Origin of the sequence: Enterococcus sp. (assembly GCF_032555305.1) — a bacterium.
In the GTDB taxonomy this organism is placed as follows: Bacteria; Bacillota; Bacilli; order Lactobacillales; family Enterococcaceae; genus Enterococcus_A.
On sequence record NZ_JAWGOQ010000026.1, the window covers coordinates 15,056 to 28,069 of the forward strand.

The window sequence follows — 13,014 nt, forward strand, 5'->3', positions numbered from 1 at the left end:
AATTTTTCATCAAAAGTACACAAAAAAGACCCCAGAAACAGATATTTCTGGGGTCACTATGAATTTAATGAGGTAAAAATGAGCATTATCTATTTTTTCTGTCTTATTAATCTGGAGTTTATTACTTATTTATTCAATGAAAAAGCAAATGTGAAGATTTAGAATGAAGTGGCTTCGAGAAATGAAATTTGATCAATTTGTAGAGTGGAGGTTCGGTGTTTGATCCGAGTTTCTACTATACTATTATGATAGCTTTTGATCAGGAGGTTTACGATGGGATTTCAACTATCGGTCTATCGTTAGTCAGCTCATTATTATAGAAGCTATTTTCGTGAAAAGCCTTTTTTAAGTTCTTCGCAATCTCGAAACAACTATACGAATTTTTCATCCGCTTATTTGAAGAAACATGTTCCACCAATCATATTTATCAAGAAACATAACATTTAAGATCGTTCGTTTCATCTCACTACTTAAAAACAATTGATTCCATAAACTTCTGAACCTTTAAACTTTTATGCTCTCCACACGAAAAAAAGATGAGGCAAATTTCTCGCCTCACCTTCCTTTTAATTCTGAGTGACCTGTCAGTTTGAATTATGCTGCGTGTTGTTGTTTGCGATAGCGACTAACTGCAAATCCCATCAATGATCCACCGATAATTAGGAAGATCGCGATACCGATACCACCAGTAGATGGTAGGAAGCCGCCTCTAGAAACGTTCTCAATTCCTTGGCGTAATCCCACTTCTACATCATATCCATTCTGTTCAACAACGAAGTCAACAGGATCGCCTTTCACATATCCATTAGGCGCTTTAGTTTCCACCAACTTATATTCGTCAAACTTAAGACCCTTAATTTCAAAAGAGCCATCGTCGGAAGATGTAATTCTGATTGCATTTTTATACTTGTCATCTACATAGTTTTCCCAAGTATAATCATCTGCAGTTCCTGCTAAATACTTAGTACCAGTTTTATTTGTAATAACAAATTCTGCACCTTTTAAGACTTGTGATCTCTCACCAGCTTCGTGTTTTATGAATTTCTTACCTCCAGTAATAATTTTTGGTGGTAATACTTCAGGTACTTCAGGTTTTATTTCATCTACACCGTTTTGTTGCAAGTCTACATAAAAGCTATTTCCTATTTCTGCATCAATTGGCGTATCTTTTGTAAATTGTACAGTATAGATAATCTCAACAGTTTTCCCTGCATAGTCTGACAAATATTGAGCCGTAAGTTTAGAATTTGCTGAAGCCCCACCTTGTTTATTATCTAACTTATACGCAATCTCAAAACCAGCTTTACCTGCTGCTGTATAGCCATTTCCAAAGTTAAACTTTTGTGTATCAACGTAAATACTATTAGTCTTTTCAATCTCTGTTTTTAGATCTACATCTTGTGCAGGAGTTTCTCCGAGAGCTTTAATAGAGTCAAAGCCTACAAAACGCACACCAGCATGGCTCACTTCATCTTTAAAGGTTAATTTACTATAACGAGTTTGTTCGGTAGCTCCTTCGCCAATAAGATCACCGATGTGGAGTGGAATTTGATACGTTACTCTATATTTGATTTGTTTACCGATATCATAAGAATAAGGTCCTTTCGTCGGATCTTCCTCATCTCCATTTTCATCTAAGAGTTCCTTAACAGGCTTGTTTGGCAATTTATTTTTTGGATATAAATGGATATCGCCACTTTGTTCGGTTGTACTTCCAACTTTCATTACTGGTAATGCCAAAATAACAAGTTGGCTAAATTCTTCTGCACCAGCTGGCAATGTTTCTTCAAACCAGTAGACTCTGTATACGCCCTCAGCATCTCGATCAGGCAGAGTGAAGTCAACAGTTCCATCCGTTCCAGTCGCTTTAGCATCCGCTCCAGCTACTGGCTGTTTCTTAGGATTTCCCTTTGATGTATTTCCTTCAAAATGTGCTGCTTCAAATCCTTCCATGACTTCTTTGACTTTTGCTTCATACGTATCTTTATCTTCAGAGCCCGTAATGCCTTCAGCTGCTAGCTTTTCATAAAATGCCTCGGTAATATCCCAAGGTTTGAAAGTAACACCGGCTAACCCTTCATATTTATCTTCAATCTCCTGATTGATTGCACCGTCGTTTTTTATTCCCTTTGGAAAGTCATCCATCTTTTTCTTATGCAACGTTACTTTAACATTCTGCGGTGTAGCCGCCGAAGCGCTATCCCCAAATCCTAGTAAACCCATGCCGATTGGCAGCAAACATACAAGTGCCATCAACAAACTGACTAGTTTCCCTCTTGCTTTCATTATTTTTCCCCCTATTTCTTCTTTTGTATTTTTTTGATTCCTAAAAGCCCAATTAAAATGAGTAACAACCCTAAGACCGTGAAGTTTCGAACCAAATCATTGGTTGACGGAAAGTTCTTCCCCGTGCTTGATCGACTTGATCCACCTATCGTCGAAGGGACCAGACTATTGCTGGAGTCTTCTCCGGGTTCGATTGTCTCGCTCGTTGGCGGTGTCGAAGAAGTGGTCGTTGGCGGTGTTGGTGGTTTACTCGTGTCTAGGTATTTACCATTAATCAAAAAGCGGGTCGCCTCATCCTGTGTTTCTGGATGGTTCTTTGGTAAATAAAGCACGATCGGCAGCATGATATGATTTCCTGTCTCTCCACTGGCTAGAATCAAATATGCTGCTTTTTCACTTAGCCTGGGAACCTCAAATGAGACGTTCCCGCTGCCATCCACCTTGTAAGACTCCTGATTGATTTTCCTTAATTTTTCGTCCTGTACGAATTCCAATCTCGACTCTTTCGTTGGATATGTATCCATCAAATATTCTTGATCTTCTTTTTCATCCCCTCCACGTTTCTCTCGCCATTGCGTCAGATCATAGACATCGAACTGTAGATTTTCCGTCCCCTCCACTTTCTTTTCATCAACCCATGTATGAATCCACATTTCAATCGATTCATTCACCTGATCATTACTTAACTCACTGCTTTTCTCATCACTTTGCCCATCTGCTGCAAAACCCGTCATACCAAAACAACAAATTCCTAGAAGCAGACATACTATGAAGGAAATCCTTTTTCCCATTTCCAGCCCCCCTTCTATCGCGGAATAAGTGACTGCTGGTTCATTTTTTGAAGCGATAAACCTTTACAACCCACACTTACCAGCATTGATATGTTTGTATTTTTCAATACATTCACATTTCAAGTATTCCTCCTTCCAATGTATTTATTATAAGTTCTTCGTCCATAACAATAGTAACTGATATTATTTTTCCGCGCTTTTTGGCTTTTTTTAATTTTTTAGTTATTATATTTCAGTTAGAATGGCGTTATTTTCACCTTTCTAATCTTTCTATTAGTTATTCTACTCATTTATTTAATATTTTTTTGCAAATAGTAGGACTCATTTGCTTAAAATAAAAAAATTCATTTGGATTCTTTTTTTATGAGAAAAATGGGTATATGTTTTTTTTGTGAATTTTATCAATCACTGACACCATTCGAGAACTAAAAAAGCACCATAGGAAGAAATCATGACTTATTGGAGCAATAGAAACAAACCAATAAAATAGATTTTTTCCCTATGATGCTTGACCATTCGAGTAACTAGTCTTCTGATGTTTCCTGACGATGCAGAAATGCTCGTACTTTCATCCCTACGATTATTACCAGTGACGAGTTAGGTTTACTTACCCTGACAGATCACTGATCAATTGCTGCAGCTGTACGATATTCTGACTGGTCAAGAAAGGATCGATGATGACTGTTGGGAAGTCATATGGAACCTCCTCGACACTGCTGGAAGTAATCAACGCGTCGTACTTTTTCAATTCATGCATATAGATTCGGGTGTCACGAGACCGTTCTTCGACAAAATAAATCTTGAAGTTTCCGTAAATACGTTCTTCGATTTGTTCTGCCAAAAACGTTTCCTCTGTCGGTGACAGCTCAGAGAGCAGCAGAATCTTTAGCTGCTGATCATTATTCGCCAAAAGATTCAGACTTTGGGGCACCATGGTAATTAACAGGTACGCGTAGTTCCAAACAAAGTCATTCTCCTGATAGATCCGGTATTTCTTCACAAAATTCTCGGCGATCCTCAAGACCTTCTTCACTGCTTGATAGTGGGTCTCCATCATTTTCTCTAGGAAGATTCCTCGTTGTCGATACAGGATGTCGATGTATTTTCCTTTTGGCGCATACATCCGCTGATCATTGACTAAAACGATGGTCAATTCACTGCAATCCAGATTATCAAGTGAACGACCGATCAAACGATTGAAGTCTTCGACCAATTCAAAATGTTTTTGGTAGAGGTCGCGATAGGTACGGCTCTGCTTCATGGCTGATTTCCATTGATCCTCGCTGAAGATCAGCATGTCGGCATAAGATAACCACAGACAATCCTTGATCTCCTTCTCCGTCAGACGCACACGGAAAACTTCTAATGCCATTCGTTCAAAGGAATCTAAGGTTTCTTCATCTGGCAAAGCCAATGGACTGATCAATTCATTTTCAGGATAGTGACGACCATTCTTGATCCGCCATAGGCTAATGTAGATATTGTAACTGAGTCGTTTTCTAAAGATATGACGGTTTTCCAGATGATTGACTTGGATAAATTGATCCACCAAATCGGTGATCGCTTTGATATGGTAATCCTTCAGATCAACAAACAAAGACTCCAAACGATCGGATTTCTCCAAAAAGTACCGATAGTAGAAATGCCGGATGACACTTTCCTTTCCTTCGATTCGTAATGGTCGATAGTCTAACTTGATTCCTGCCTTTTTCAGCGCAGTCTCGATTTTCTTTAAGTAGCGTTGCGTATTCGAAGCACTCAGATACAGCTTTTCAGCCAAATCACTGATACTTGAGCATTTTTCATATAATAGTTCCTCAATAATCTGAAACTCTGGTGATGTTTGTAGAACATCTGCGTATAATCGGTTAATACTTACATGTGGTTTGATTTGAATCTGATAAAGCCCTTTGAATTTTTCAATATGAAAGTCATCCTGATCATCATTGATCATCTTGACGTCCTTCAATAGGATAGGCAATGAACACTCTAGTTCTTCAAGCAGCTGATCGCTTGGCAAGCCGACTTGACTTGCATAGAGTAGTTCAACAAAGCGCAGACGTCGCAAACTGCTTGTTCCCAAAACCTCTCTAAAATCCATCTCCTCATCCCCTTTTCTTCCATACTCCTTGTAGCGCGTTGTATTTGTTCTCTCTCAAAAAGCTAAAAAAGGCATTAGCTTCAACAAATAAAAACATGTACCGAACTAAATTTTTCCTACTAACTGTGTCCTCTCATCTATCCCTTGCCTGAGATGCCCCCACATCCCATGACAAATTCACAAGAGGTATCTTTTTTAAAATTACCTCTATAGAATTTCAGAATTTTTTAATTTTTTTGCGTAGGTTTCCCTCCATTTTTTTATTTCGAATCATTTTTTCTTCCATTAACCTATGTAGTTAATCTTTTTTAAAAAGATTGGTAAAAACTTTCGCTTGTTAAGCTTTTACTGCTCCTTTTTTATAAGAATAACCCAATTTTTTTCACTATATTTCTTTATATATACATGATAACGAATCTTATTTTTCGGTGCTTTTTTGTTATTAATCCATTTATAGTTATTATAAACACTTAAAATCCTTTTAGATAATAATTGAAAAATAAGTACGCGTTATTTAAATCATTTTTTTTAAAGGTATTTAAATTTTTAAATACTCAATTTAGAGAAACTTATTAAACGATTTGAATAAATTGTTTTTTAGTTTTATTAAAAACAAAGAGCCTAAAAGCATTTTCATAACTTTTAGACTCAATATATTTATTATTATTCTTTATTTGGCAAAACTTTACTTTTTCCTTCTGTTAAGCTATAGAAAACTGCACACAAAACTTTCGGATACGGTAACTAGCTTCGTTACTCTCCATTTCGTACAAAAAAATGCCTGAAAGCAGAGAATCGCTTTCAGACATTCATCAAACATGCTTTACCGTCTTCCATTCATTTTTTCGGTATTTCTCACAATTTCTTTTCTCATTGAATAGATGCAGAAGGAGCCAATGGCGATTCCAAGTACGGACAAGACACCAGCGATCAGGAAGAAGCCTTTGATTCCATAATCACCGGTACTTGGTAATGTCCCTGGTCGTACCTTCTCATTCGTTACCTTTAGATTAATCGTATTCGTCCCCCCATTGATTCCTCCAGAGCCGCTGACATTCGGATGACTGTTGACGGTCACCTTCCCACCTACCCCAATGATGAAACCAATCGGATCCTGAATTCGCTTATAGCCTTCTGGATTATCTATCTCAGTCAATGTATACACGCCCGGACGCAGATTCGCAAAAGTGAAGACTGAGCCGGTGTTTATCGTCCGATCGTAGTTTGGTCCGGTTAATTTGAAGACCGCACCAGTTAACGGATTATCTCCAGAATCCACCTTTTCTACCCTTAACGTGAAATCCTTCAGCTCGTTCAGTGCATGATGCTCCTCAGTACGATTATTCACCTTAAAGACAAGCGAAGTTGGCGGATTGTTCTCCGTCACATTCACCACGAACTCAGGCATTTCTTTATAGCCTGCGGGTACATAGGTTTCCTTAATAATATAGTTTCCCTTTGGTACATCTGGGACGGTTACTTTCCCGCTGGCATTCGGTTCAAGATTCGTCGCTACGGTTTTCCCATCGGATTCACGCTTCATGGAGAATTTCGGCTTGTCCTGTCCAAACGCGGTAGTACCGTCCTCCATGAATTTCGAGAATTGGAACGTTTCCTTGAGCAGCTCATTGGTAATTTTTATGCCGCCACTGATTATGTTCTCTGAGGTGAAGCTGGCTTGGTTAATGACAGGAGCCTTGTAGCCACTGACTCGTGTAGTCTCTACCACCCGATAAGTATTATCCGCCCCGCCTTCCACAGCAGAAAAATCAGTTTTCCATTGGTTGCTTTCGTTCAGCTCCTTTGTTTCAACATCTGACCAATTCGATCCATTTGCTCGTTGCAGAGTAACGTTAATCTTATTCGGTCTTAATCCCCAGTAGTTATCTGTTCCTTGATATTTATCTGACCAAATCTTTTCTACTGGAATGACAAAATCCTCTTTTTGATACCTCACAGAAGGCACCCCAAAATCTAAAACATCATTCGTACGTTCCGGAGTTGGCTCTAACGTTGTTCGCCCATTCGCCGGATACCAGCGCCCAGACACGAAGGCATCATCCGTTGTTTTCAAGCGGACCGTGTATTCCACCTCGATTTCCTGATTACGAGACAGATTAATATTACTCACTTTGATCACACGATCGTTACTTTCCGGTGAAATACTAGGTTTGGTTTCATTAGTAAAACGTGGTTTCCCATTCAGCACTTGTCGCACTTGTGGTTCCGGGTCATCCACCAACTCCACCATATCTCCTAATGGATCAGTGATCACCCCTTTATCAACCGTTCGGATGATTGTTTCATACCAGCTATCAAAATAGGAGGTTAGATCATCGCCATTCTCTACATCGTAGAAATGATAGTCATCTGCGGTGTCTACCGTAGGACCATTGGTTGCATTGGCCTTTTTCGTTGACATCTTATACAGCCCACGAATTTGATTTTGTCGTGCCGTTCCATTTGAGTAACCTGGTTCATTGTAGTTAACCATTAACTTCAAGGCAATCGTATGAATCTCTATCCCTGAATTTTTCAAATCCATCGCTGTAGAATTCGTTGTTGTTATGTGGCTAGTAATCTTCCTATTATTATAAGGTGGGTTAATCGTTGTAGTAAACACTTCTTGACTGCTATGCAAAGAGCTGCCTTCATTATAATTTGGTTTCGTTCCCTTATTAAAAACTCTGAAATATCGTGGATCAGGGAAGATATCCAAATTCGATGTTCCGCTATCACTAGTCGTCCAGCTGCGGTTCGGTGCCCCATCTGTTAGAACAAACAATAATTTGTGACGATCCGAGCTTGGTGACGCATCAAAGATATCCTTTGCTTCTTGTAGCCCTCGTTGCGTGAACGTTACGCCAGTAGCCATATCCTTAGTGCTATACTCAGCCACAATCTTATCCCAATCTGCTGGATTTTTAGAAAGTTGAAATTTTCGTTTCTCTTTACTGGCATTCGGACGTAATCTACCCCCCCACGAATTACGATCAGAATAATCAGAAAATATCTCCGCACCTATGCGAATGTTCTCTGCTTCGGGTACATTTATACTTTTCAAATTATCTACGATATGCTTAAAAGCAATCTCTGCATTTTCTTTTCTCTTCTTTTGATTGGTACCAGCTATTCCTGAATCAGAATCCATTGACTGTGAGTTATCTAATAGAAAGACGATATCCACCCCAGGCTTATAGGTCGTATTCCCGCGGACATTTAGTTTGATCTTGAACTTCTCTGGATCGTCAGTCTGCTGCGCATATTTACGTATTTGAATATTCTCGTTATTTGACTCCCCATATTTGATATAAGACTTTGAGAAGTCATCCCAGCCGACATTCCAATTCGCTTCGTTATCCCAACCTGTCTGACCTGCCCGTCCACCTTGATGGTTGATGACATTAGTCTGTCCCGTTGGTTGCCAAGAGAACTCAGGATATTTCCCTGTTGCATCTGTTTTATAATCCGGTACTTTATTTTCATAGGAATTCGCATACATCGAGTTCATTCCAGCAGTTGTTGCCACAGATGGTGATTCAGCCTTCAGCTGCTCTTTTGTTTTTGGTCCGACGAATTTCTCTGAACTGGTCGTGACTGCTTTAGATTCTTCTGTTTTTTCTTTTGATGAAGAAGTTTTTGTTGCTTGTTTTGTGGCCTCAAGAAGATACGGCTCTTCCCGCTCCAAAATATCTTTTTCAATCTCACTGTCTTTATCGTCTGGATCATTGGCTTCCTTTTGCTGATCCATTTGGACATATAGATTCAGTTGCTTAATTGATTGAGACAGTTTTAGTGAGAGCTTTCCTTCTTCTTTCGCTGAAAATTCTTTCTCAATCAGCCAGCCATCCTTTTCTTCGAGATGCTCTAGCTTCGGATAATCGATGGTCTGATCCTTTTCATCGGTAATTTTGAATTTTAAGCGTTGTTGCTCTTCTTTCTCTTCACTCTGGCGTTGATACTTTATTTGCCAGTGATAATTCTCTTCCTCTTCTTCATATATGTATGATAATTTTAATCGCTTTTCATCGGCGAGTTCGATCTCCTTACTCTCAGCATGAGTAGTCACAATCGCTAGACTCGCATCGAAAATAATCGAAAAAAGCAACAGTATTAGTATAAAAATATTCGACTTTTTCATGTAATGCATCTCCCTTTGTATTCCTATAAGTATTGCTTTGACTACATCAAAAAAAGAAGATCAATTATTCGTCCTTTTGTAATAAAAAACTTCCCCCTTATACCGAATAAAACAACCTACCCACATAGAAAATCTTTCAAAAATTCAATATTATTAGAAATTAACTCCAATTCCTTCTATCTGCAACTACATTCTAGCAGATATTATTTTTTGACTATTTTTATATTTTTCATCTATTCAAAGTTATTAAATTTCACCTAAATGGATGAAGCCTACCCTCTATTTTGACAAAAGCGTTATTTTAACCCTTTTTATTTATATCATCTAAAAAATATTGACATTCATTTTCTATAAATTGAATTAATCTTTCGATTTTTTATTCCATGCAAAAAAGAGCTTGAAAGAAATACTCTCAAACTCTTTTTTTGAATGCAATCATACTAGTTAAGGCAGTTTGTGATTGAAATAGGCATACGCCCCACTTAGTAGAACGCCGAAACTGACACAAGCACCAGCTATTAAGTAAAATAGCCGGATTCCTGAGGCACCGGTATTTGGCAAAGCACCTGGTCGAACTTTTTTATTCGTTACCTTCAGTTCGATTTTATTGCCATCTACTGTTCCAGTGGCAGCAGGATGCGGTGTGATCGTCACTTTTCCATCGATCCCAATGTCAAAGAGGATTGGTTCGTTGATTTTCTGATAGCCTTCAGGACTCTCAATCTCTGTCAGACGATAGCTGCCTGGTCGCAGCCCGATGAAGCTAAACTCAGGTCCATCCACTTGGATCACTTCATAATTTGGTCCCGTCAGTTTGAAGCTCGCGCCGGCTAGCAGATTATCAGCAGGATCGATTTTTTCGACCTTCAATGTAAAATCCTTTAGTTTATTAATCGCCGTGTAGGCATCCGTGCTATTATTGACCGTAAAGATGAGTCCTTCAGCTGCGTCATTTTCAGTGACTTTGATCTCAAAATCAGCCATCTTCTGGAAACCAGCGGGTACATAGGTTTCTTCCACAACATAATCGCCGATAGCAAGATCAGTGAAGGTTACCTTCCCCTCATTATTTGGCCTGACGTTCTGTGCCACTATTTTTCCATCACTGCGTGTGAGCTGGAATTGCGGCAAGTCGGTCGTGAAGGGGGTTTTTCCATCCTCCATGTATTTATTGAAGGAATAGCTTCCCGTTAACAGCTCATTGGTAATCTCTATCCCCGCTGCTGCGATCGTCTCGGAGGTAAATTCCCTCTGATTGATCGCGGGTTGCTTATAGCCGGTTGTACGTGAACCTTCCACCACACGGTAAAGATTGTCGTCCCCGCCTTTTACTGCTGAAAATTTCGTTTCCCAGTCATTATCAGCATTTAATTGAACAGATTGCACCTCTTGCCATTCGTTTCCGTCCCATTTCTGCAAAGTCGCTGTTACTTCTTTCGCTCTCAGCGCCCAATAGTTCGCCGTTTCCTGGGAGGTGTCTGACCAGATTTTTTTGACAGGAATGACAAAATCAGCCGTCTGCAATTTTACCGAAGGGATACCGAACTCGATCAGATCGGTCGTTCGTTCCGGTGTGGGATCTAGGGTTGTCGTCTTATTCGTCTGATACCAGTGATTCGACACAAAGTTGGGATCATCGGTTTTCAAACGAACCGTGTACTCTACTTCGATCTCCTGATTACCAGTCAAGTTGATATTCTCCACTTTTATCTGATCTCCAACAATAGTGGCAGTAGGCATATCTTCTGCTCTAATCTGTTCTGCTCCGTTATCAACTTGAGAGACTATCGGCTGCTTCTCTGGATCGGTCACGAACTCCACCATATCCCCCAGTGGATCGGTGATTTTACCTTTATTGACTGTGCGAATAATCGTCTCATACCAGTTTTTGAAGTACTCTGTTAATTCGGATCCCTTATCTACATTATAGAAGAAGAAATCTTCGGCGGTATCTTTATCAGGGTCCTGTTCGCCATTGGCTTTTTTCGTAGACATTTTGTAGAGTCCCCGCAGCAGCTCATCTCGTTTGTTTTGTTCGTTTACATTGACGCTTATTTGCAGGGCAATTGTATGAATTTGAACGCCCGCATTTTTCATATCCATCGCGGTTGAATTCGTTGTCGTGATATGGCTGTTGAGCACTCCATTATAGGCAGGAACGATGGTTGTTTTATTTCCCAATGTCCCTAACGTGCTGCCTTCTTTATAGCTTCCTTTTGATCCTTTATCAAAATTTGCAAAGTGCAGCTTATCGACAAACATCTCGTTATTAGCCGTTCCTTTATCCTTTGGCACCCAACTACGATTCGGCGCACCATCAGTCAATACGAAGAGCAGCTTGTGCCTTCCCTCAGAATTCGCCGCATCATTGAAAATATCATTGGCTTCCGTTAGTCCACGCTGGGTGAATGTCACACCTTGTGGATTGGCCCTTTTATACTCACTATTCAACTTATCCCAATCAGACGTATTCTCAGACAATTGAAAGGTCCGCTTCTCACCAGGACGATAGCCGCTGCCCCATGTTTGGTAATAATTATATTCAGAAAAAATTTCTCCGCCTATGCGAATATTTTTCTCAGAGGGGACATAGACCTTTTTCAACTCAGTAATAATCTTGTCTAATGCTTCATTCGCGTAGGTCTTACGATTTTTTGTATCCCCGCTCTCTGCATTAATCATCGATTCTGAGTTATCTAATAGGAAGACAATGTCCACTCCAGGCTTATATGTCGTATTTCCGCGGACATTCAGTTTAATCTTAAATTCATCCTCGACGGCTGTTTGCTGGGCATATTTTCTTAATTGAACATTGGGATTGGCTGCATCTTCTCCATATTTGATATAGGATTGATCATGATTGTCAGCCGTTACATCCCAGCTCTTCACATTGTCCCAGCCTGCTTGGTTTTCATCACCGCCCTGATGATTCAGAACATTTGCTTGCCCCTGAGGCTGCCAGGCAAACTCAGGATACGTTCCACTGCTGTCCGTCGTATACTGGGTGACCTTATTTGTATATAAGGGGCTGTATACCTCCTTTGTTGTCTCCGCAGTGGCCTTTGCTGTAGGCTGTGTCTGATTTTTCTTAGGTCCTACAAATTCAGTCGTGCTAACTGTCGCAATGTCCGAACTCGTTTGTGTTTTCTGCGTTTGAGAAGTCGTCGTAGCTTGCTTCTCCCCATCCAGCTCAAGAATATAAGGTGCTTCTTGTCCTAAAAGTTCCTTTACTCCTTCTTCTGACTGCTGATTCAGCTGTACGTATAAATGGATCTTTGGGATCGTCTTCGGTAAGTCAAACGCCACCTGACCTTCAGACTGGTGAGAAAATTCTTTTTCGATCAGCCATCCGTCTTTTTCGGTCATCCCATCAAGCTCAGGGTAATCGATTGGTTGCTCCTCTTCATCAGTGATCCTAATTCTTACCTGCTGTTCAAGAGAATCTTTTTGACCCTGATGTGCAAAATCCAACGACCAATGGGCCATCTCCTTGCCGACCTCGCCTCGGTAGGATAACGTCAGCCCTTTCTCATCGAGGAGCTTTGTTCGTTCTTGTTTCGTTTCCTCAGCGTGAACCAATTTTATTGAGGAGAATAAGCCAGTAACGAGCGAAAAAACAATGACTGCCACCAATAATATAGTTATCCTTTTCATACAATAATCCTCTATACATTTCTAAAAAAGTGATCTTCACA

5 protein-coding genes are annotated in these 13,014 nt (G+C 39.9%); all 5 read right to left on the bottom strand.

Annotated features, from left to right (window positions below; genetic code table 11):
• Positions 1-594: 594 nt before the first annotated feature.
• A complete protein-coding gene (locus E6139_RS16915; RefSeq protein ID WP_316404536.1) occupies positions 595-2,286 on the bottom strand; it encodes a SpaH/EbpB family LPXTG-anchored major pilin in 1,692 nt (563 codons plus the stop codon).
• 11 nt (positions 2,287-2,297) lie between these two features.
• A complete protein-coding gene (locus tag E6139_RS16920; RefSeq protein ID WP_316404538.1) occupies positions 2,298-3,077 on the bottom strand; it encodes a hypothetical protein in 780 nt (259 codons plus the stop codon).
• A 607-nt stretch (positions 3,078-3,684) separates the two neighbouring features.
• Entirely contained in the window at positions 3,685-5,178 is a 1,494-nt protein-coding gene (locus tag E6139_RS16925; RefSeq protein ID WP_316404539.1) for a helix-turn-helix domain-containing protein, read from the bottom strand.
• A gap of 823 nt (positions 5,179-6,001) precedes the next feature.
• Positions 6,002-9,319: a SpaA isopeptide-forming pilin-related protein gene (locus E6139_RS16930; protein WP_316404542.1), complete on the bottom strand. Its 3,318-nt coding sequence runs from the start codon at positions 9,317-9,319 to the stop codon at positions 6,002-6,004.
• A 444-nt stretch (positions 9,320-9,763) separates the two neighbouring features.
• Complete coding sequence (locus tag E6139_RS16935; RefSeq protein ID WP_316404543.1) at positions 9,764-12,973, bottom strand: vWA domain-containing protein; 3,210 nt, start codon at positions 12,971-12,973, stop codon at positions 9,764-9,766.
• Between the last annotated feature and the right edge of the window lie 41 nt (positions 12,974-13,014).

Excerpts from the sequence above, each read along its gene's own strand:
- E6139_RS16915 (WP_316404536.1), bottom strand. The coding sequence starts at position 2,286 with ATGAAAGCAAGAGGGAAACTAGTCAGTTTGTTGATGGCACTTGTATGT.
- E6139_RS16920 (WP_316404538.1), bottom strand. The coding sequence starts at position 3,077 with ATGGGAAAAAGGATTTCCTTCATAGTATGTCTGCTTCTAGGAATTTGT.
- E6139_RS16925 (WP_316404539.1), bottom strand. The coding sequence starts at position 5,178 with ATGGATTTTAGAGAGGTTTTGGGAACAAGCAGTTTGCGACGTCTGCGC.
- E6139_RS16930 (WP_316404542.1), bottom strand. The coding sequence starts at position 9,319 with ATGAAAAAGTCGAATATTTTTATACTAATACTGTTGCTTTTTTCGATT.
- E6139_RS16935 (WP_316404543.1), bottom strand. The coding sequence starts at position 12,973 with ATGAAAAGGATAACTATATTATTGGTGGCAGTCATTGTTTTTTCGCTC.